The organism is Halorubrum sp. B53 (genome assembly GCF_059752395.1).
The window spans coordinates 119,431-140,707 of record NZ_MWTH01000011.1; the positions used below are offsets into that span (position 1 = coordinate 119,431).

21 protein-coding genes are annotated in these 21,277 nt (G+C 68.8%); 14 read left to right on the top strand and 7 right to left on the bottom strand.

Annotation, left to right across the window (positions count from 1 at the left end; all coding sequences use genetic code 11):
- Positions 1-54 precede the first annotated feature (54 nt).
- Positions 55-1,068 (bottom strand): lysylphosphatidylglycerol synthase transmembrane domain-containing protein, encoded by a 1,014-nt coding sequence (locus B4V06_RS09000; protein ID WP_123112035.1) that lies wholly within the window; start codon positions 1,066-1,068, stop codon positions 55-57.
- 109 nt (positions 1,069-1,177) lie between these two features.
- Between B4V06_RS09000 and B4V06_RS09005 the strand changes: the two genes are divergently transcribed.
- From B4V06_RS09005 to B4V06_RS09055, 11 genes are all read left to right on the top strand, one after another.
- Positions 1,178-2,047, top strand: a complete 870-nt coding sequence (locus tag B4V06_RS09005; protein WP_123112034.1) for a hypothetical protein — start codon at positions 1,178-1,180, stop codon at positions 2,045-2,047.
- Positions 2,048-2,105: 58 nt separating this feature from the next.
- The gene (locus B4V06_RS09010) at positions 2,106-3,101 is read left to right on the top strand and encodes a glycosyltransferase family 4 protein (protein ID WP_123112033.1); all 996 of its coding nucleotides are present in this window, start codon (positions 2,106-2,108) and stop codon (positions 3,099-3,101) included.
- Between the two features lie 114 nt (positions 3,102-3,215).
- Positions 3,216-3,992, top strand: a complete 777-nt coding sequence (gene proC, locus B4V06_RS09015; RefSeq protein ID WP_498169303.1) for a pyrroline-5-carboxylate reductase — start codon at positions 3,216-3,218, stop codon at positions 3,990-3,992.
- The gene (proB, locus tag B4V06_RS09020) at positions 3,982-4,866 is read left to right on the top strand and encodes a glutamate 5-kinase (protein WP_123112031.1); all 885 of its coding nucleotides are present in this window, start codon (positions 3,982-3,984) and stop codon (positions 4,864-4,866) included. Before proC ends, proB begins: the two co-directional genes overlap by 11 nt.
- Positions 4,859-6,196 (top strand): glutamate-5-semialdehyde dehydrogenase, encoded by a 1,338-nt coding sequence (locus B4V06_RS09025; RefSeq protein WP_123112030.1) that lies wholly within the window; start codon positions 4,859-4,861, stop codon positions 6,194-6,196. The genes proB and B4V06_RS09025 overlap by 8 nt, the downstream gene beginning before the upstream one ends.
- A gap of 192 nt (positions 6,197-6,388) precedes the next feature.
- Positions 6,389-7,222 carry an MBL fold metallo-hydrolase gene (locus tag B4V06_RS09030; RefSeq protein WP_123112029.1) on the top strand — a complete coding sequence of 278 codons (834 nt, stop codon included), beginning with the start codon at positions 6,389-6,391 and terminating at the stop codon, positions 7,220-7,222.
- Positions 7,223-7,348: 126 nt separating this feature from the next.
- Positions 7,349-8,986: an ICP22 family protein gene (locus B4V06_RS09035; RefSeq protein WP_498169308.1), complete on the top strand. Its 1,638-nt coding sequence runs from the start codon at positions 7,349-7,351 to the stop codon at positions 8,984-8,986.
- A 137-nt stretch (positions 8,987-9,123) separates the two neighbouring features.
- Complete coding sequence (locus B4V06_RS09040) at positions 9,124-10,029, top strand: phosphoribosyltransferase HisG-related protein (RefSeq protein ID WP_123112027.1); 906 nt, start codon at positions 9,124-9,126, stop codon at positions 10,027-10,029.
- 526 nt (positions 10,030-10,555) lie between these two features.
- A complete protein-coding gene (locus tag B4V06_RS09045) occupies positions 10,556-10,936 on the top strand; it encodes a DUF5805 domain-containing protein (RefSeq protein WP_123112026.1) in 381 nt (126 codons plus the stop codon).
- Positions 10,929-11,963, top strand: a complete 1,035-nt coding sequence (locus tag B4V06_RS09050) for a tyrosine-type recombinase/integrase (RefSeq protein ID WP_123112025.1) — start codon at positions 10,929-10,931, stop codon at positions 11,961-11,963. The genes B4V06_RS09045 and B4V06_RS09050 overlap by 8 nt, the downstream gene beginning before the upstream one ends.
- Before the next feature lie 307 nt (positions 11,964-12,270).
- On the top strand, positions 12,271-13,365 hold the full coding sequence (locus tag B4V06_RS09055) for a radical SAM protein (protein ID WP_498169312.1): 1,095 nt from the start codon (positions 12,271-12,273) through the stop codon (positions 13,363-13,365).
- A gap of 18 nt (positions 13,366-13,383) precedes the next feature.
- On the opposite strand, the gene B4V06_RS09060 is transcribed toward B4V06_RS09055, so the two are convergent.
- From B4V06_RS09060 to B4V06_RS09075, 4 genes are all read right to left on the bottom strand, one after another.
- Positions 13,384-14,187, bottom strand: coding sequence for a DUF7839 domain-containing protein (locus B4V06_RS09060; RefSeq protein WP_123112023.1), 804 nt, complete (start codon positions 14,185-14,187; stop codon positions 13,384-13,386).
- Positions 14,188-14,416: 229 nt separating this feature from the next.
- Positions 14,417-15,604 (bottom strand): LEA/WHy family protein, encoded by a 1,188-nt coding sequence (locus B4V06_RS09065; RefSeq protein WP_498169314.1) that lies wholly within the window; start codon positions 15,602-15,604, stop codon positions 14,417-14,419.
- Positions 15,605-15,656: 52 nt separating this feature from the next.
- A complete protein-coding gene (locus tag B4V06_RS09070; RefSeq protein ID WP_094522355.1) occupies positions 15,657-15,854 on the bottom strand; it encodes a DUF5800 family protein in 198 nt (65 codons plus the stop codon).
- Between the two features lie 96 nt (positions 15,855-15,950).
- Entirely contained in the window at positions 15,951-16,133 is a 183-nt protein-coding gene (locus B4V06_RS09075) for a DUF5786 family protein (protein ID WP_123112021.1), read from the bottom strand.
- A gap of 272 nt (positions 16,134-16,405) precedes the next feature.
- Between B4V06_RS09075 and B4V06_RS09080 the strand changes: the two genes are divergently transcribed.
- Positions 16,406-17,791: a polymer-forming cytoskeletal protein gene (locus B4V06_RS09080; RefSeq protein ID WP_498169318.1), complete on the top strand. Its 1,386-nt coding sequence runs from the start codon at positions 16,406-16,408 to the stop codon at positions 17,789-17,791.
- Between the two features lie 30 nt (positions 17,792-17,821).
- Here the strand turns inward: B4V06_RS09080 and B4V06_RS09085 are convergent, their stop codons facing one another.
- Positions 17,822-18,586, bottom strand: coding sequence for a ribonuclease H-like domain-containing protein (locus tag B4V06_RS09085; protein ID WP_498169321.1), 765 nt, complete (start codon positions 18,584-18,586; stop codon positions 17,822-17,824).
- A gap of 86 nt (positions 18,587-18,672) precedes the next feature.
- Here B4V06_RS09085 and B4V06_RS09090 point away from each other — a divergent pair, with 86 nt between their 5' ends.
- Both B4V06_RS09090 and B4V06_RS09095 read left to right on the top strand, forming a co-directional pair.
- Entirely contained in the window at positions 18,673-19,446 is a 774-nt protein-coding gene (locus B4V06_RS09090) for an SOS response-associated peptidase (RefSeq protein ID WP_498169324.1), read from the top strand.
- A gap of 35 nt (positions 19,447-19,481) precedes the next feature.
- Positions 19,482-19,736, top strand: coding sequence for a hypothetical protein (locus tag B4V06_RS09095; protein ID WP_123112017.1), 255 nt, complete (start codon positions 19,482-19,484; stop codon positions 19,734-19,736).
- 70 nt (positions 19,737-19,806) lie between these two features.
- Here the strand turns inward: B4V06_RS09095 and B4V06_RS09100 are convergent, their stop codons facing one another.
- Positions 19,807-21,267, bottom strand: coding sequence for a small ribosomal subunit Rsm22 family protein (locus B4V06_RS09100; RefSeq protein ID WP_498169326.1), 1,461 nt, complete (start codon positions 21,265-21,267; stop codon positions 19,807-19,809).
- Positions 21,268-21,277 lie beyond the last annotated feature (10 nt).

The following is a 21,277-nucleotide window of genomic DNA, read 5'->3' on the forward strand; positions in this document are numbered from 1 at the left end:
ATCGGCCGCAGTCGACCTCGACGGAGCCGGTCGTACTTAAATAGACGCCGGCGCTCACCGCACCGCGTCGATGCCGAGCACCGAGACGGAGACGCCGCCGATCAGCATCGGGAGCCAGTAGACGGCGCCGCGGAACACGAGCACGGCGGCGGTGACGGTCGAGGCGGCCACGCCCGTGGTCGGGACGAGCAGCGCGACGAACGCCGCCTCGATCCCGCCGAGCCCCCCGGGCAGCGGCGTGGCGCCGGCGACGTACGCGAGCGGGACCGCGAACAGCGCGATCTCCGGCGCGATCGGGGCGCCGACGGCGGCGAACGCGACCGCGAGCGCGGCCGCCTGCAGCGTCCAGCCCGCGAGCGAGAGCCCCACCGCGGCCGCGAGCCGACGCGGGCTCGTGCCCACGCGCTCGATGTCCTCGAAGAAGTTCCCGAGACGCGCCGCGAGCGCCGCCTCGACCGCGGCGGCGTCGAACCGCCGCAGCCGCCCGAGGAGCCCCCCGACGGCGGCCGGGAGGCGGTCCACGATCGCCCGCCTGGAGCGCCAGCCGAGCGCGATCGCGGTCGCGATCGACGCGATCAGGGCGACGGCGACGGTGACGGCGACCTCCAGCCGCTCGCCGACGGCCGCGGTGGCGGCGTAGGCGCCGACGCCGAGGAAGACGAGGGAGATGGAGGGGACGACGTTGAGCACGTCGACGCTGGCGATGCCGACGAGCCCCGTCTCGTAGCGCGAGCCCGACACCTTCGCGATGAGCGCCGCGGCGACCGGCTCGCCGCCGGCCTGTCCGAAGGGGGTGACGTTGTTCGCGAAGACGGCGCCGGCGTAGACGAGGAACGACGTCGCGATCGGGAGATGGACGTCGAGCGAGCCGAGCACCGTCCTGAGCATGAGGCTCCACGCGAAAAGCCAGCAGAGCGCGAGCCCGAACGTCGCCGCGACCAGCCCGCGGTCGGCCGCGAGCACCGTGTCGACCACCCGGTCCGCGCCGACGACCGCGAACAGCACCGCGAGGATCGCGACCGCCGCCGCCCCGCCGATCACCAGCCCGCGCCGACGGCTCCCGTCCATACGGCCCCTGCGTCGCTGGCGAACTTGAAACGTCTGATCGCCCCGGGGAGCCCCCGCGACCGAGCATCAACAAGAATACAACGGTCGGTCGGGTACGGTAGCGCAACCTATGGAAGACCAGCGGTTCCTCGAGTCCGAGTGGGATTACTGTCTGGTCCTCGACGCGTGTCGCTACGACGTGTTCGAGGACGTGTACGACGAGTACCTGGACGGCGACCTCGAGAAGCGCTGGAGCGTCGGCTCCTCGACGCCGGAGTGGGCCTACCGGACGTTCACCGGCGACCACGACATCGCCTACTTCTCGGGGAATCCCTTCATCAACGACCTCGGCATCCCGCTGAACGAGCTGAAGTGGGGGGCGAGCTGCGACTACGAGTGGACCGCCTCCGACCACATCAGCGACATCCACGACGTCTGGAAGACCGGCTGGGACGACGACCTCGGCACGGTCCCTCCGGAGGGGATCGCGGAGGCGTTCCGGAACAACCGGGAGGCCGTCGAGCGCGCCGACCGCACGGTGCTCCACTACATGCAGCCCCACGCCCCGTACCTCTCGCGCGGGAAGGGCCAGAAGCTCAAACAGATCCAGAAGGGGATCAAACAGCAGGAGGAGGAGGAAGCCGGGGAGGAGACGACGGACGACGACGGCGGCCTCCTCTCGTCGCTCAGCGACACGGTCCGTCCGAAGATAGAGAGCCGGCTCGACGACAGCGAGTTCGCGCAGAAGGCGGGGCTCTGGCTCGAGCTCGACCCGGCGGACCTCGTGACAGACGGCACGCGCGTCACCGCGCTCCGGCTCTACGAGGAGAACCTCCGGATCGCCCTCGAATCGGTCGCGGAGCTCGTCGAGGAGCTCGACGGGACCGTCGTCGTCACCGCCGACCACGGCGAGGCGTTCGGCGAGGAGGGCGTGTGGGAGCACCACATCGAGACGCACATCCCGCCGCTGATGGAGGTCCCGTGGCTGGAAGTCGAGTGATCGATCGGTCGGCGACGGCGGTCGTCTCCGGCCTCCCGACCCCCGCCGACGCGACGCGATGAAGGTCAGCCACTACTTCGAGTTCGAGGACCGCGTGACGGGCGGTATCAAGGAGTCCGTCGTCCACCAGCGGAAGATGCTCGACCGCGAGGGGATCGCGTACACGACGGAGCCGACCCTCGACGCCGACGTGCTCCACTGCAACCTGATGGGGCCCCGCTCGGTGTGGTACGCGAAGCGCGCGAGCGACCGGGGCGTGCCGGTGGTCGCGCACACCCACGTCACCGCCGAGGACTTCGGCGACAGCTTCCGCTTTACCAACGCGCTCGCGAAACCGCTCAGGCCCTATCTCAGCCGGGCGTACGGGCTCGCCGACGCCTTAGTCTGCCCCTCCGAGTACAACCGCGGCGTGATCGAGGAGTACACCGACGCCCCGACGACCGTCATCTCGAACGGCGTCGACCGCGAGAAGCTGTCGGGCTTCGAGTCGCTGGAGGGGGAGTACCGCGAGCGGTACGACCTCTCCCCGCCGACCGTCTTCCTCGTCGGCCACGTGATCAAGCGGAAGGGGTTGGAGACGTTCGTCGACCTCGCCCGCGCGCTCCCCGACGTCGACTTCGCGTGGTTCGGGCCGCTCGACCTCTCTTTAAAAGGCCGCGAGACGACCCGGCTCATCGAGGAGTCGCCCGACAACTGCACGTTCACCGGCTTCGTCGACGATATTCGCGGGGCGTTCGCCGCCGGCGACGTGTTCCTGTTCCCGACCCACGAGGAGAACGAGGGGATCGCGCTGCTGGAGGCGATGACGGCCGGGAAGGCCGTCGTGGTCCGCGACATCGAGACGTTCTCGTGGCTCGACGACGGCGAGGACTGCCTCAAGGTCGATCCCGCCGACGGGGACTCTGAGACCGAGGCGTTCGCCGACGCGATCCGGCGACTGGAAGACCCTCAGCTCCGCGAGCGGCTCGGGTCGAACGCGGCCGCCCGCAGCGAGGTGTTCTCGCTCGACGCCATCGCCGAGCGGTACCGGTCGCTGTACGATCGGCTGGTGTGACTCCTTCCCCCCGAGTTTCGACCGCTTCGACCGCTTCGACCGCTTCGACTCACCCGCAGCGTCCGTGTCCAAACCGCAGTTGGTATGTCGGTGAGTCCACTCCCTGCAGGTAACATGACACGCGTGAGCGTCATCGGCTGCGGGAACATGGGGGGTGCCCTGTTGCGCGGCCTCGCGAGAAACGACTCGTATCACCTGACGGCGATCGACCTCGATCCCGACGCGCTCGCCGCCGTCGCGGACGTCGTCGACGAGACGACTGAGGACGTCGACGCGGCGACGGAGGCCGACATCGTCGTCCTCGCCGTGAAGCCGGACGTCGCCGAGCACGTGCTCGCGGACCTCGATCTGTCCGCCGACCAGCAGCTCGTGACGCTGGCCGCGGGGCTCCCCCGCGACTTCGTCGCCGAGCGGACGCCCGCCACCGTCGTCCGGATCATGCCCAACCTCGCGGCCGAGACCGGGGACATGGCCGCGGCGGCGACGAACGAGGGCCTCACCGACGAGGTGCGCGCCATGCTCGACGACGCTGGGGAGTTCGTCGAGGTCGACGAGTCGCTGATGGACGTCTCGACCGCGGTCAACGGCAGCGGGCCCGCCTTCGCTTTCTACCTCATCGACGCGATGAAACGGGCCGGCATCGACGGCGGGCTCGACCCCGAGCAGGCCGAGACGCTCGCCGCCCAGACGTTTAAAGGGGCGGCCGAGACCGTACTCCGAGACGACCGGAGCGTCGACGAGCTCATCGACGCGGTCTGCTCGCCGAACGGGACGACGATAGAGGGCATGGAGGTCCTCTGGGACAGCGACGCCGACGAGGCGGTGGTCGACGCCGTCGCGGCGGCCGAGCGGCGCTCGCGGGAGCTGGCCGAGGCGTTCGATGACGAGTGACGGCGTCGCGGTCGGAGAAGTGGACTCGGACGCCGTCGACCGCGCGCGGACCGCGGCCGCGGAGGCCGACCGCGTGGTGGTGAAGGCCGGAACCAACTCCCTGACGGACGAGGAGTCGCGGCTCGACCGGGTGAAGCTCGACAAGCTCGTCGCCGACGTGATGGACCTGCGCCGGCGCGGCAAGGAGGTCGTTCTCGTCTCCTCGGGCGCCGTCGGCGCCGGCGTCGGTCGGTTGGGCAACGGCGAGGGGGTCGTCGACGTCGACATCGACCGCGGGAGCGACATCATCGACGAGCGTCAGGCGCTCTCGACGGTCGGCCAGAGCCTCCTGATGCGCCACTACACGCAGAGCTTCGATCGCTACGACCAGCCGGTCGCGCAGATCCTCGTGACCGGCGCCGACCTCGACGCGCCCGAGCGGTTCGACAACTTCACGAACACCGTCGAGACCCTGCTGGACTGGGGCGTCGTCCCCGTCGTCAACGAGAACGACGCGGTGGCGACCGACGAGCTCCGGATCGGCGACAACGACATGCTGTCGGCGTCGGCGGCGATCGCGCTCGACGTCGACCTGCTGGTCACGCTCACCGACGTCGACGCCGTGTACACCGGGCACCCGAAGCGCGACCCGGAGGCGACCGCCATCGAGGCCGTCGGAACGAACTACGACGCGGTCCGAGAGCTGATCGGTGACAGCACGGCCACCGATTTCGGGGGGATCCGAACGAAGGTGGAGGGGGCCCGAGACGTGGCCGAGAGCGGCACGCCGGCGGTGATCGCCGGCTCCGCGACCCCGGACGTGTTAGACCGGATCGCAGCCGGTAAACCGACGGGCACGCTATTCGTACCGACAGCGGGTGAGACGAATGAGTGAGACAACGGAGATCGAGCGCGACACGGACGAACTGATCGAGGGGTCACAGCGGGCCGCCCTGCGGCTCGCCAACGCCGACGAGGCGACGCGGGACGCCGCGCTCCGGTCGATCGCCGACGCGCTCCGCGCGAACGAGGAGGCGATCCTCGAGGCGAACGCGCGGGACGTCGAGGCGGCCGAGGAGATGTTGGAGCGCGGCGAGTACACGCAGGCGCTCGTCGACCGCTTGAAGCTCGACGCCGCGAAGCTCGACGACATCGCCGGGATGGTCGAGTCGGTCGCCGAGCAGGACGACCCCCTCGGCCGGACGCTCGCCGCCCGCGAGCTCGACGAGGGGTTAGAGCTGTACCGCGTCTCTGTCCCCATCGGCGTGGTCGCCACCGTGTTCGAGTCGCGGCCGGACGCGCTCGTCCAGATCGCGGCGCTCGCGTTGAAGTCCGGCAACGCCGTCATCCTCAAGGGCGGCAGCGAGGCGAGCGAGTCGAACCGCGTCCTCCATCGGGTGATCCGCGAGGCGACCGCCGACCTCCCCGACGGCTGGGCGGGGCTCGTCGAGGCCCACGAGGAGGTCGATCGGCTCCTCGAACGCGACGACGCCGTCGACCTGGTGATGCCGCGGGGCTCCTCGGAGTTCGTCTCCTACATCCAGGACAACACCCAGATCCCCGTGCTCGGTCACACGGAGGGTATCTGTCACGTCTACGTCGACGACGACGCCGACCTCGAGATGGCCGCCGACGTCGCCTTCGACGCGAAGGTGCAGTACCCTGCGGTGTGTAACGCGGTCGAGACGCTGCTCGTGAACGAGTCCGTCGCGTCCGACCTGCTCCCGGACCTCGTCGAGCGCTACGAGGCGGCGGGCGTCGAACTGCGCGGGGACGAGGCGACCCGTGAGATCGTCGACGTCGGCGCCGCGACCGACGACGACTGGGACACGGAGTACGGTGACCTCGAACTGTCGATCAAGCTCGTGGACGACGTGTACGACGCGGTCGAGCACGTCAACGCGCACGGCTCGAAACACACCGAGTCCATCGTTACCGAAGATCAGGCGGCCGCCGAGGCGTTCATGACCGGAATCGACGCCGCGAGCGTCTTCCACAACGCCTCGACCCGCTTCGCCGACGGCTACCGCTACGGGCTCGGGGCCGAGGTCGGCATCTCGACCGGCAAGGTCCACGCGCGCGGTCCGGTCGGGCTGGAAGGGCTCACCACCTACAAGTACTACCTGGAGGGCGACGGCCACCTCGTCGCGAGCTACAGCGGCGAGGACGCGCTCCCCTTCACGCACCGCGAACTCGACGCCGAGTGGGCGTTCGGCGGCGAGTAGGCGTCTCCGTTCGCTTTTCCGGTTTGTCGCTCCGCGTTTTTCGGTCCCGCCTGAGTTCGCTTTCGGCCGAGATTTTGTATAGCGATATATGATACAAGAGATCGGCTTCGGACAGAACTCTGTCGTTTCAGTCAGGACAGTATTCTGTCTCACTCCGGAATCATTACCCCGCGCGCCCGCCCAGCGTGGGGCATGGCCGATTCCGACTGGGGCGACTGGCTGCCGCGCGCGGTCGCGGACGCCGACCCCGACACGGTGGCACTGTGGTACCTGGGCTGTAACGGCTTCGCGATCAAGGGCAGCGAGGGCACCGTCCTCTGGATCGACCCGTACGTGGGCACCGGCGACCCGCCGCGCACGGTCCGGATGATCCCGGTTCCCTTCGACCCCGCCGACGTCGACGTCGCGAACGCGGTGCTGGCGACCCACGAGCACACCGACCACGTCCACGGCCCCTCGCAGGCGCCGATCCTCGCGAACACGGACGCCGACTTCGTCGCGCCCGACGACTCGCTGGCGGTCGCGCGCGAGGAAGAGCGGTGGACCGAGAATTGGGACGTCGAGAGCGAGGCCTTCCTGGAAGTGACCGAGGGTGACGAGCTGCGGATCGGCGAGTTCACGGTTCACGTCGTGGAAACGCAGGACTCTGACGCCACGCACCCGGTCGGCTACGTGATCGAGCACGACGCCGGCACCGTCTTCCACGCCGGGGACAGCAAGCCGTCCGACTCCTTCCCGGGGCTCGCCGCGGAGTTCGACATCGACCTCGGAATCCTAGCGTTCGGGTCGGTGGGGGCGGTCCCAGACAAGGAAACCGGCGAACCCGTCCGCACGAAGTGGTACAGCGACGAGAACGAGATCGCGAAGGCGGCGAACGACCTCGCGCTCGACCGGCTCGTCCCGACCCACTGGGACATGTGGAAGGGGTTGACCGCGGACCCGACCGCACTCCACGAACACGTGCGGAGCTTCGAGCACCCGAACCGACTGGAGATCGTCGAGATCGGCGATCGGATCGACCTGTAGTCGCCCGGTGACCCGAACCGGCAAGTGGGCGCGATCGAGTCGGTCAGGCTTTTTTCGGGGGCACGGGGTTATCAACGCCGAAACGCGGCCCGTGGAATTTAAGCCCCTGCTCCGGGAGGTGCCGGTATGAGCGAACGGACGGCAGAAGCGACGACGACCGTCGACGAGGACGGTATTCGCGTCGAGAAATCCTTCACCGACGACGCGTTCCCCGTGCCCGCGGTGAGATTCGAGCTCTCCTCGACCCGCGAGGACCCCGTGCGCGTGCGCATCGTGGACCGGATCCCCGAGTCGTTCCCGATGGACCGCATCGGGTTCCACCCGGAGTACGAGAGCGAGAACTGGACGGCGTACAAGGACCACCGCGTCGAGTTCGAGCGCGTCCTCGACCCGGGCGACACGGTCGAGACCGTGTTCGGGATCCGCGACGACGACCCGGACCTCGACGGGTTCCTCGGCACGCCGAGCATCGAGCACGTCCCGGTCGGCGAGGAGATCGAGGACGTCCTCGGCACCGGCGACACCGACGCCGTCAGGGAGGTCCTCTCCGGCGACCGCGCCACCCTCCCCGGCATGGAGGACTCGCTCGCCGAGGCTGAGGACGAAGAACCGGTCGAGACGGACGCAGAGGAAGGTGTCGAGGGCGAAGCGGCAGCCGAGGCCGGTGTCGACGAGGCGGACGACTCGGACGCCCCCGAACCGCGGGCCGTCTCCGCGGAGGGGACAGCCGCGGTCACGGTCCGAGACGACGAGCGCGAGGCGAAGGCCGAATCGGAACCGTCGCCCGACGCAGACGAAGCGCCCGATTCCGACGACGAGAGCGAAGCGCCCGTTTCCGACGACGAGGGAGGGGACACCGACCTTGACGAGCCGGCCGACTCGGGGGCCGTCGAGGCCGCGGAACCGGACGAAGACGCTGGCGAACCCGCCGGCGCCGTAGCTGCCACGGACGTCTCGTCCGAAGGCGGTATCGCGTCCGCGCTCGCCGCCGAGATCCGCGCCGGCGAGGTCGCGGACGAGGACCTCGAGACGCTCAGCGAGGATCTCGACGTCGGCGTCCCGCGGAGCGTCGACGTGCGCATCGCTCGGCTCCAGTCGAGCGTGGCCGACATCGAGGCGTACGCCGACGCGCTCGCGGAGTTCATCGACGGCGAGGGGACGGCGCGGGAGATCCTCGACGAACTCGACCGAAAGGTGGAGACCGTCGAGTCCGAGATGGACGCGCTCGACGACCGGGTCGACGCGGCCGACGCTGACCGGGAGGACCTGCGCGAGACGGTCGGTCGGGTAGACGACTCCGTCGAGGCGGTCTCGTCGGAGGTCGACGCCGTGACCGAGCGCGTCGCGGGCGTCAGCGACCGGGTCGACGGGGTCGAAGGCGACGTCGACGACGTGGCGGCGACCGTCGATAACGTCGCGGACGACGTCTCGCGGCTCGACGAGGAGACCGCAGCGCTCGAGGAATCGCTCGACGACGCGGGCGACGACATCGAGACGCTGTACGAGGAGGTCGACGACGCCGCCGCCGCGGCCGAGTCGACGGCGGACCGCGTCGACGACGTGGAGTCCCGTATGGGGCGCTTCGACGAGGAGTTCGACGACCTGTGGGACGACTTAGCGGAGGTCGACACCCGGCTGACGGAGATCGAAGACAGGCTCGGCGAGGACCTCGACGATGTCGAAGCGGAGATCGACGATATCAACGACCACCTGGAGGAGTTAGAGGCCTTCCGGGAGCGGCTCAACGAGGCGTTCGGACCGTAACGACGAGCGGCAACTTTTAAATAGACGCTCGCTTCGACGGTTCCGCTCGACGGACGCCTCTCCGCCGTTCTCCCGTGGCCGCACGGCGACCGACCGAAAGCGCAACCCGTTTTAGCCGCGGCGACCCACTCCGGGTAATGAGCGAACCGGTACCGGTCGCCGTTCCGCGGAAGGGTCGGCCCCTCGAAGCGGTCCTCGAACGGATCGCGTCCGTCGGCCGGGACGACCGGCTGGACCGCCTTGCAGACAGCGTGAGCAACACGCTCCGCTACGAGAAGGCGATCACGAAAGGCGGCGTCGAGGCCGACGACGGCCCCTACGAGCGGCTGGCCGAGTACTCCGACCCGCACGCCCCGGCCGAGCCGGAGTTCACGCTGCTGCGCGACGACCGCGACGGGAAGCCCCGTCGGATCGTCTTCGACGCCGCGACCGTCGATATCGGCGACGTCAGGCTGAAGCTCGTCGGCCGCGAGGAGCCGTTCCGCGCCCTCCGGACCCACGAGTTCGCGCTCGGGTTCGACTCGGCGGACCTCGTCTTAGAGGAGGTCGTCGGAATCCGGCCGGACGGGCTCGGCGAGATCGCCGACGTCAACGAGCGGATCGATCCGGTCGACACCGACGTCCGCGTCGTCAACGGGCTCGGTGACACTGTCTACCACACGCTGATGGGTCGGCCGGAGCGGCTCGACCCGGGGACCGACCTCGGCCGCGCGTTCCTCGCCGACTACGAGGGGCCGCTGTGTATCTCACCCCGATACGAGCGGCTGGTCACCGCAGTGCTGGGCACGGACGCCCTCGGCGGGGTCGACTTCGTCTACCCGAACCCGGACGAAGAGGAGGAGGCGGGGATCGCACGAGCGGGCCTCGGCGTCTACCTCACCGTCACCGGGTCGACCGCCCGCGAGCACGGCCTCGTCGTCGGCGAACACCTCTTCCCCAGCGAGACCGTGTTGATGCGGAACGCGGCCGAGAGCGACCCGCGAGTCGAACGCGCGATAACCGCCCTCGACGTCGACGACGCGACCTCCGAGATCCGAGTCTGATCCCGGCAGTTTCTATAGCGATATAAGATATGCTCGTTGTGGACGGAACGTGCGCTCACGACGGATCCGGGACGTTTTCGGAGGCTATCCGGTCTCGTACCGGACGAGCCGCCGATAGAGCCGGTCGGATCGCGAACGACACCTTCCTCCCCCTATTTTCGACGAGTTCGACTGAGCGCGTCGCCAGACTGTATTGGAGGTGCGAGGCGATCGAAATACTGACCGTCCCAATAACGCTCGCCGCCGAACGATTCAGTCCGTTTCATCGATTTCGGTAGATCCGGGCGGGACGGGATCGCGAGGGAAATCGATCCGCCGATTTGTGACCTTCGACAGCCGACAGAACTGTTGTAGCGCCGAGATAGTATATCCGATATTTTGATACCTTAGATTCGATTTCCAGCTCTACAATTCAAGATATTATGTTTGAACGCTGGATTTGAGAGCACTACAGAACTGTATAAGTGACCTTATCCGGAATTGTGGGATAGATTGAAGTCGGCGGCCGGACAACTCGGATCCAACGATGAGCGACGATCGACGCTCGGTGAAGACGTACGTCCCCGCCGAGCAAAAGGATCGGTGGCAGGAGCACGCGGACGAACTCGGGATGTCACAGAGCGAGTTCGTCCGGACGATGGTACAGGCCGGTCGCCGCGGGTTTTCGCTGTCCGATTCCGGAAAGGCCGCCGAACCCGGTCCTTCGGGGTCTGACCCCGAGGGTGACACCCTCGAAACGAGGGTCGAAGCGGCGCTCGCCGACGGGCCGCTCTCGTGGGAGGAGCTGACGGAAGCCGTGGTCGGCGACTTCGAGGATAGGTTGGAGGACGCGCTCGACGCGTTACAGGATCGCAACCGCGTCCGGTACAACGGACGGAAGGGCGGGTACACCCTCACCGATGAGTAGCGCCCGAGCGCCGGACGAGGTTTCGGACCCGGTGGGATACTTCATCGAGGACCTCACCTACCACGGGAAGACGGAGCGCACCCGCGAGTCCTACGAGCGCGTCCTCCGACGGTTCGAGGCGTTTCTCGGGCCCGAGACGACGCCCGATTCGGCGACGCACCGCGACTGCATGTCGTTCGTCCACTCGCTGCGCGGCGACGTGGCGGACAGCACGGTGGCGACGTACGCCGCCTACCTCCATCGATTCTACGGGTACATGACCGAGGTCGGCGTCTTCGAGGGTAACCCGATGACGCTCGTAATGGAGGAGATGGACGAGACGGTCGATAAGGACCCCGCCCGACGCGACATCCCGATCCCGGCGATGCGCGAGTTCGTTGCCGGGATCCGGCACCCCCTTCACCGGGCTCTCGTGGTGACGCTGCTCAAAACCGGTATGCGGGTCGGAGAGTGCTGTAACTTGGATCTCCGCGATCTCGCCGTCGACGACCCGGAGCTTCGGGACGCATACGACCTCGGAGCCCGTCCCGTGCTCGCGGACCGGCCGAATTCGCTGTACGTGACCCCCGAGGCGACCGTCGGCGAGGAGCTGAACGGCGAGGTCAGGACCGCCTCGAACAAGCGCAAGCGCGGGACAGTGATCCCCGTCGACGACGAGCTGGCGCGGACGCTGAAGCGCTGGCTGGCGATCCGGCCCGACAGCCCCTCGTCGGCCGAGCCGCTGTTCGTCGGGACAGCCGAGGGATGGGGCGAGCGGCTCGATCCGCAGGCGGTGCGGCACGTCGTCGAGCGGTACGCCCGGGAAGCGGGGTGGTACCGAACGGGGGGCGGGGCCGCCGAGAACGTCACGCCGCACTACTTCCGACACTTCTTCACGACGCACCTGCGCGACAGGACCGGCGACCGCGGTGTGGTCAAATATCTGCGCGGCGACGTCGCCGACGACGTGATCGACACCTACACCCACAACTGGGGAGACCAGGTCCGAGAGACGTATGAAGCGAACGTCTACCGGCTGTTGGAGTAGTTTAGGGACGTTTTGTTGTCTCAGAAACGACGTGGACCGCGTCGCAAACCGTACGCGTAAATCATATAGCGCTATACAAAATTATCTTTCGCGCCTGGGTTCACTCCATTCCCTGAAACCCCCGGAAAGTGCCGAAAGAGCCGTGCTGCCCGGAGAAAACCGAATTCGTCTCGTCGACAAGTCGTTCTCTTGGATAGTCGACGAGAAGTGGACCGGGGTCTGAGCGGCAAATGAAGAAGCGGGACATTCCCTGAACACGTTCGGGGTATTCCCCAAGGGGGCATAGGTCGTAGCGCGTGGCAGGCACATGTTCGACGACCTCGACGTGGACCGGCGGCCCCTCGTCCTGATCTGGGAGGTGACGCAGGCGTGCGGGCTCGCCTGCCGTCACTGTCGGGCCGACGCGAAGCCCAAGCGGCACCCGGAGGAGCTGACGACCGCCGAGGGGAAGCGACTCCTCGACGACGCCGCGGAGTTCGGCGACGGCCAACTGATCGTCCTCTCCGGCGGCGACCCGCTCGCCCGCGACGATCTCACGGAGCTGATCTCGTACGGCGACGATCTGGGCCACCGGATGACGATCACGCCGAGCGGGACGGCGTCGCTGACCCCCGACCGCGTCGAGGCGCTCGCGGACGCGGGGATCCGGCGAATGGCGCTCAGCATCGACGGCGCGACGCGCGAGAGCCATGACAGGTTCCGCGGCGAGGAGAGCTTCGAGGACACGCTTCGTGCGGCGCGGGCCGCCCGCGAGGCCGGACTCCCGCTCCAGGTCAACACCACCGTCTGCGCCGAGACCGTCGCCGATCTCCCGGCGATCCGGGACCGGGTGCGCGACCTCGGCGCGGTGCTCTGGAGCGTCTTCTTCCTCGTGCCGGTCGGTCGCGGCCGGATCCTCGACCCGATCCCCCCGGAGCGCGCCGAGCGGGTGATGGAGTGGCTCCAAGACGTCGCCGAGGCGGAAGGCTTCGGTGTCAAGACCACAGAGGCGCCGTTCTACCGTCGAGTCGGGCTTCAACAAGACAGAGCCGACGGCGCGGCTCGCCGGAGAGGCGGGATCACGGCCGGGCGCGGCTTCGCCTTCGTCAGCCACACCGGGGAGACGTACCCGTCAGGGTTCCTCCCGAAGTCCGCGGGCAACGTCCGGGACCGGTCCGTGGTCGACATCTATCGGAACGCGGAGCTGTTCGAGTCGCTCCGGGATCCGGACCGGTTCGAGGGGAAGTGCGGCGCCTGCGAGTTCAGACAGGTCTGCGGGGGGAGTCGATCTCGGGCGTTCGCCGCGACAGGGGACCCGCTGGGGAGCGACCCGCTCTGTCCGTACGTTCCGGACGGATACGACGGCGAACTACCGGAGACGCTGACGGGCGAGAACGCGGGCGTCTCCGACGCGGCGGACTGAGGGCCGGCGTCGCTGAGGCTACAGGTCGTCCGAGTCGAGGACTCGGTGCGGGACGTTCTTATCGCGCAGCTTGGAGGTGTGTCGCGGGATCTCGTCGGTCACCGCGACGAGCAGGACGTCGAGGCCGAGCATCCCCGCCTCGGCGACGCCGTCCGCGGTTCCGAAGCGGATGTCCGGGTCCGCGTCGCTTCTGGAGACGAGCGCGTACGCCTCCGTGCCGGCGACCGCGAGCAATCCGTCCTCGGGGACGTGCGTGGGGACCACACTCGGATCGGGCGGGGCCTCGTCGGTGACGGTCGGGACCGGAAGCACCGAGACGGTGCCCGTGTCGTAATCGACGACGCCCTCGAAGTCGGCGACGCCGACCGCCGCGCCCCGCTCGGCGCTCGTGACGGTGACCGCGGTCGCCGTGCCGCCCGCGGGGTTTGCGTGGAGGACGCCGTCGCGCATCACGAGGCCGACCTCCCTCCCCTCCGCCACGTCGTCGAGCGCGATTGCGGCGTCGACCTCGACGCTCCCGAGGACGTCGGAGTTCACCCGTTCGAGGTACGCCTCCAGGTCGTCGGTCCGAGAGATGAGCCAGTCGACCCCCTCCTTCGTCACCTCGTATCGGCCGCGCCCCCCCTTCTCGACGTATCCCGCCTCGACGAGGTCTCGGACGTAATCGCTGACCGCCTGCGAGGTCACTCCGATCGTGTCTGCGATCTCGCCCTGGCTCACGGCCGGCTGTCGGGCCGCGATCTCGACGAGCACCTGGTAGCGCGTCGCGCTCCGCTTGTTCTCGAGGACGTCCGGCGAGTCCCCGCCATCGGCGTCGGCCATTATCGGGAATTCGGCGGCCGCAAATAAAGTAGTGTTGTCTATCTGATCGCGTCGTCGCCCCAGAGGCCGTCTCTCGGCGGCAGGTGCAAAATAGGCCTTTTCTAAGACAATCCTAATTGAGTCGAGCTGCGATCGACTTGTACGCCAGAACGCGAACTCGGGCGAAACGCGGCCGTCACCCTCGTCGACCCCGACCCGTCAGGGCTGGGCGCCGGGTGCCGTCGACGTCTTACAGCGGCAGAACGCCGTCGTCATCGTCGCCGTCGTCCGACCCGTCGTCAGTCGTGTTGTCGTCAGTCGTGTCGTCATCGGTCGTGTCGTCGCCGGTGGAATCACCGTCCGTGGTGTTTCCGTCGGTGGCGTCTCCGTCGTCGGTTTGGTTCCCCCCGTCGTCCGTGGTGTTTCCGTCGGTACCGCTCTCGTCGGCGCTCGAGTCGCGCACGTCGTCGCCCTCGTCGAAGATGTCGGTCTCGATCGTCTCCTCGTAGGTCAGTTCGTCGAGCGGGACGGTGACCTCCTCGCCGGTCGGGAGCTCGATGACGGCGTAGAACTCGATCCGGAGGTCGCTCACCTGGTGGCCGCGCACGTCCGCGTCAAGGTGCGTGACCCACCACTCGTCGAGGCGGCGGTTCTGGAGGGCCGTCGTGAACTCGATCGTCTCGGCGCTCCGCGAGGGGATCACGTACCCCTCCTCGGTCTGTCCGGAGGCCATCTCGACGCCGTTCATCGTGACATCGTAGCCGATCTCCGAGACGGCGTACGGTTCGAGGTTCGGGTTGTAGACGGTGAACGCCATATCGATGGGCGTCTCGGCCTCGCTGACGCTCCCCCACTCGCCCCGCGTCTCGTTGACGTAGAGGATCGGGTCGTCGGTCAACGCGCTGTCGGCGTTCACCGGACGCGTCTCGTCCGAATTAAAGGCGCCGAGCAGGTCGGTCGTGATCTCGCGGCTACGGCTGAACTCGACGCTCCGCCCGAGCAGACCCGAGGTGACGCTGGCGTCGATACCGACGGTCGTCCGCTCGCCGCTGCGGACGTGGCTGACCCACCACGGCGGGATCGCGTCGTTCCGGAGGTCGGTTTCGAGGGGGATCGTGGAGTTTCCGGTTCCGACGCGCACGCCCTCTCGGCCGCCCTGGGCCATCTCGATGTCGTTCATCGAGACCGTGTAGTTCACCGAGACGCCGTCGAGCCTGACGCCGACCGGGTTCGGGTTCGAGACGACCAGGTCCGTTCGGACCTCGGTGGTCTCGCTTGTCACGTCGCCGAAGGTGTTGTCGACGGCCGCGACGCTCGGGACGCCGAGTATCCCGACAGCGAACGCGCCGCCGACGGCGGCCGCGACGACGAGCAGTCCGACGAGGACGATCCGCAGTTTCGAACCCGTGAGCGTGCCGAGCGCGGATCCGAGAAGCATACACCAGCCAATCCGACCGGGTCGTAAAATCGTACCGCTTCCGGGAGCGCAGCTATAACACGTCGCCGATCCGCACCGGCTCGCCGTCCAGGTCGGGCTCCTCGGCGACGATCTGGAGGACCTCGTGGTCGGTGACGTCGCGGAACCCCTTGCCGGTCGCCTCCTCGATCAGGTCCTTCTCCAGTTCGAACTCGGTTCCCTCGTAGACGACGTCGACGCCGTCGTCGGTGAACGTCAGGTCGGTGCTCATGGTCCGTCGTAGGCGGCGATCGGATAAAAGGGGCGTGACACGACCGCGATCCGGAGTCCGCGGGCCGTCGCTCGTCGGTCTCGGTCGGCGAGGCGGTTACTCGTCGTCGCCGTCGTCTTTCATCTCCGAGAGGCGCCCGACCAGGTCGTCGGTGGACGCGCCGCCCTCGATGGAGACCTCGCCGTCGTGGTCGTTCTCGTGGACGTTCACGGCGTCGTCGTCGTCGGTGTCCACGTCCTGGTCCTTCTGCTCGCTCTCGTCGTACGATCCGAATCCCATACCTGAGTCTCCCGCGCCGGACTCAAAAGGGTAGTGACCTGCCGACGATATGGGGACGGACCGCACGCGCGGCGCTCCGGAGGGGAGACCGTCGGACTGAGGCCCGACGCCCGCTCGCATGCGACCGCACCGCTCGCAACGCGGCGTCGCGTCCCTCTGAATCCGCTGTCGCGTCCCTCTGAATCCGCTGTCGCGTCACTCCGGGAGGTCCGCAGTCCGACGCGCGTCGGACGCCCCACACGGTTTATAGGCGCGGAGAGAGATTTCCCGGTGTGTCGCTGCGAGGAGACGGTCCGATAGAGGAGCTCGCGGTCCCGTCCGGGACGACCGTCGAGGAGCACGACCTCGTCGTCGACGGCGACGTGCTCGTCGGCGGCCAGTCGACGGTGGAGTTCGGGCTCCGCGGGCGCAACGTCGCGATAGGCGAGCGCGTGCGCGTCGGGAACGACATCGAGGCCGAGGGCGACTGCCGGCTCGACACGTGGTGTAGCGTCGACGGCAACGTCCTCGTCGGCGAGGACGCGTACCTCGGCGAGCGCGTGACCGTCACGGGGCGGCTGATGGTCTCGGGCGACCTCGACATCGGCGACGACGTGTCGATCGAGGAGGGGTTCGAGGCGAACGGCTGGATCGTCATCCGGAACCCCGTCCCCACCATCGTCTTCTACTTCATCGTCCTCTCGCAGCTCCTGCGGGTCGGCGAGACCGACGCGGCAGACGAGCTCGCGGAGGCGCTCGCCGACGGCGACGACGTGCGCGACCCTCTCTTGATCCCGCGCGGCGCCGAGATCTCCGACGACGCGTGGCGCGTCTCGACGCCCGCGACGGTCGGCGACGACTGCCGGATCCACGGCAACCTCCGCGCCGATTCGGTCCGCGTCGGCGAGCGCAACGAGGTGTTCGGCTCCCTCCGCGCGCGAGAGGGGATCACGGTCGGCGCCGAGACGGTCATCCACGGCGACGTCACCACCCGCGGCGGGACGGTCACCATCGAGGCCGGCGCGCGGGTCCTCGGCGACGTCTCCGCCGGCGACCTCGTCGTCCACGACGGCGCCGAGATCGACGGCTCCCTCCGGGCCCGCGGCGAGATGAAGTTAGTTCAAGAGACGGGAAGCGAGGCCGGCGAGGACGGCCAGGACGAGGGGGAGACGGAGTCGACCGATGAGACAGAGTCGACCGATGAGACGGAGACGACCGATGAGGCGGAGACGGTCGACGACGAAGCGGTGGGTGAAGGCGAGGACGCGGAGACGGAGTCACCCGATGGCGCGGCGGCGGCCCAGGGGAACGACGACGAGGAAGCCGAAGGAGACGCGGAAACAGACGGCGATTCCGGGGACGAGGACGCCGCCGAAGATGAGCCCGCAGTCGACGGCGAACACGGGGCGGAACCGGAAGCCGACGGCGAACCGGAAGCCGCCGACGAGCCCGAAGACGGAAACCCCGAGACGGGGGACGACGGCTCGGAAGCCGACGAGGAGTCGGCAGAAGCGCCGCCGGTGAGAGACGCCGAGACGGTCGCCGCAGAGGGATCGACGGACGACGGCGAGAGCGACTCGGACGACGGCAAGAGCGACTCGGCCCCCGACGAAAGCGGAAGCGACGCGGGGTCCGGGACGGCGGAGGCGGCCGTCGACCCCGACGCGGAAGCGACGTAGCCGACGCCGCTTGGCCGATTTCTGACCGCGCTACCGCTCGGGAGCGGCGGCGACGAACACGTCATCGTGGAGCCGCTCGCAGACGACGTCGGCCAGCGTCCGGAGGTTCTCGGTGTCCTCGCGGTTGTACGAGACCAGCGTATCGAGGGCGTCCTCGTCGCCGCGCTCGTACTCCCGCCAGAGCCGAACGGCGTCTCGTCCCGAGATGTCCGGGCGGTCGCGGTCGATCCCTATCTCCTTCTCGATGGGTTTCAGCCCCCCGGAGAGCCCGATCCGCTTGCAGGGGTACATCAGATCGAGGTGCGGCGTGTCGACGTCGATCCCGAAGGAGGTCTCGAGGAACGGCACGTCGAACCGCGCGCCGTTGAACGTCGCGAGCAGGCTGGCGTCGGCGAACTGCTCGCGGAGGCGGTCGGCGGTGAGGTCCTCGCCGGCGACGAGCGTGGTCGTCTCCCCGTCGCGGTGGAAGCTCACGGTCGTCACGCGGTCGCGGTGCTCGTCGAGCCCGGTGGTCTCGATGTCGAAGAAGCAGGTCTCCTCGCGGAAGTTCTCGTAGAGCCGCCAGCGCTCCCCGCTCGGGAACGCGCGGTCGAAGTAGGTCGCGTCGCCGTCGTCGAGCCGCGTCAGGGCCTCGACGATGAACGACTCGATCCGGTCGGCGGTGGTCGAGCCGACGCCCGCGACGTCGACGGCGGGATCGAACGCCTCCCACGTGGTGACGCCCTCGCGCCACAGCCGGCGCTCCGTCGTCTCGCCGACCCCCTCGACCGGGATGAAGCTGTTCTCGATGCGCATACCCGACCGCGGCGGCGCGCGGGCAAAAACCCGACGGGAGGCGGCGACGCGATTTATGCCGCCGCGGACCGAAGGCCGGGACACGCATGTGCGGCCGCTACACCCTCTTTACCCCCGCCGCCGATCTCGAGACCCGGTTCGGCGCCGACTTCGGCGATGTCGAGCCCAGCTACAACTGCGCGCCCGGACAGGAGCTCCCGGTGATCGCCGACGAGGTGCCCGACCGCGCGACCCGGATGGAGTGGGGGCTCACCCCCTCGTGGGCCGAGGAGTCGTTCGACCTCATCAACGCCCGCGCCGAGACGGTCCGCGAGAAGCGGAGCTTCGCCGACGCGTTCGAGCGCCGGCGGTGCCTCGTCCCCGCCGACGGCTTCTACGAGTGGGTCGAGGGCGGCGGGCCGGACGGGGCCGGTGGACAAGGCGGTCACGGCAACCGCGGGGACCGCGGCGGCTCCGGAAAGACTCCCTACCGCGTCGCCTTCGAGGACGACCGCCCGTTCGCGATGGCGGGGCTCTACGAGCGGTGGGAGCCGCCGGAGCCCGAGACGACGCAGACGGGGCTCGGCGCGTTCGGCGGCGGGCCGGCGGAGGGCGACGAGGACGAGGCCGACGGGCCCGTGGAGACGTTCACGGTCGTGACGACCGAGCCGAACGCGCTCGTCGCCGACCTCCACCACCGGATGGCGGTGATCTTGGACCCGGACGAGGAAGAGACGTGGCTCCGCGGCGACCCCGACGAGGCCGCCGCGCTGCTGGACCCGTATCCGGCCGACGAACTCGCCGCGCACCCGGTTTCGACGCGGGTGAACTCCCCCGCAGTCGACGCCCCGGAGCTGATCGAACCGGTCGGCGGAAAGTAATCTTTTTCTACCTGTTTGCTGAATGAAAGAATGAAATGCCCTCCCTCCCGCAGATCGGCGTCGCCGGCGGTCCGGAACTACTCGTCGCGCTCCTCCTTCTCGGGATACTGGTCGTCCCGGCGCTGCTCGTGTCACTGATCGTCTACCTAGACGCGACGGACCGAGACAGCCGCCACGCGATCGCGTGGGCGCTCGGCGCGCTCCTCGGCGGCGTCGTCGTCTGGGTCCTCTACTTCGCCGTCCGCGACGAGGTCGGTCCGAGCGGGTCGGCCGTGAACGGTCGACCGTGATCGCGGGGTCGATGATAGCTGGAGCGGTGATCGCGGGAGCGGCGGAAGCCCCGTCAGCGGAGCGTCGGAGTCAGGGCGCGACCAAGTCGACGACTGTCTCGTCGTCGACGACCACGTTGTACGCCCCCTCGTCGTCGTTCCAGAGCACGAGGCCGTTCTCGACGAAGACGACCGCGCCGTAGTCGGCCCGCCGGAGATCCTCGTTGAGCACGGTCTCGCGCGTGCAGACGAGGTAGTGGTCCACCGTCTGCGAGCCGTCGCCGACGCGGTAGAGCGCGTTGTCGCCCGCGCTGAGGTCGTGGCTGAGCTTCGCCGCGAGCAGGTTCACGCGGTCGGTGACGTGCTCCTCCGAGTCCGCCATCCGCGCGCAGCGGTCGTCGCTCGCCCGGACGTCCACTCGGCGCTTCCCGTCGTGTCGGAGGATCGCGTACGCGAACTGGACGTCGACGTTGACGAACTCGCCCGGCTCGTCGGTCGATCCGCGCTCGGCCGCCTCGTCGAGCCGCCGCTGGAAGGGGGGCACGTCGAGGTCGTCGGCGACGTCGAACGACCAGCCGCCGTCGGAGGGGGTCTCGTCCGGCCAGAGCCGGAGCGTGGGCGAGTACGTCTCGACGCCGCTCGTCGGCGTGACGACCTCGCGTTCGATCTCGCGGAGGCCCATCGCGGTGTTGCGGTCGGCGGGCGCGAAGGCGACGACGCTCCCATCGTCGGCGAGGCGGTCGATCGCGGCATCGACGACCGAGACCGGGTCCGCGAGCTCCGAGAGGACGTTCCCGAAGACGACCAAGTCGAAGGGGCCGTCCGGGGCGTCCGACCCCTCGGCGTCCGCCCGCGCCGTCTCGCCGTCGGTCCCGAGGAACGACTCCGCCGTCGTCTCGTGGATCGTCGGCCGAAAGTTGCGGCCGGTCTCCTCGAGCATGCGGTCGAGCACGTCGGCCGCGGCGCTCGGCTCGACGGCGTGGTAGTCGACGACGGCGTCGTCGGGGAGGTAGTCGTAAAGGCCGAGCGCGGGGCCGCCGACGCCCGCGCCCACGTCCAGGACGCGGAGGGTCCGGTCTACGAGCCCGTTCTCGACGAGGTCGTCGAGGACGTACCCGATCGTCGCGTAGTAGGCGGGGAGGTGGTAGATCGCGTACCCGAGCGCGGCGACGGGGTCGTACTCGACGTCGTTCTCGTAGAGGTAGTCCGACTTCAGCCGCCGGACCGCCTCGCGGAGTTCCTCGCCGGACTCGTCGCGGTGCCAGTTCGCGCCGAACTCCTCGACGAGGAGGTCCTCTAAGGCGAACGAGTAGGCGTCGGGGAACGCGGTCGGCGCCCACTCGGGGTCGGGGATCGGTCCCTCCGGGACGGGCTCGAAGCTCCCGTCGTCGCGCTCGCGCAGGCGGAGGTCGAACGCCTCCTCGCGGAGCGTCTCGCGGACGACCGCCGGGTGCGGCGTCCCCTCGACGTACTCCGCGATCTCCTCGGGGTCGATCGGCCTGACGTTGCGCAGGTAGTTGGCGTTGTTTCGGACCGCGTCTCTGTCTATCATGAAATTGCTG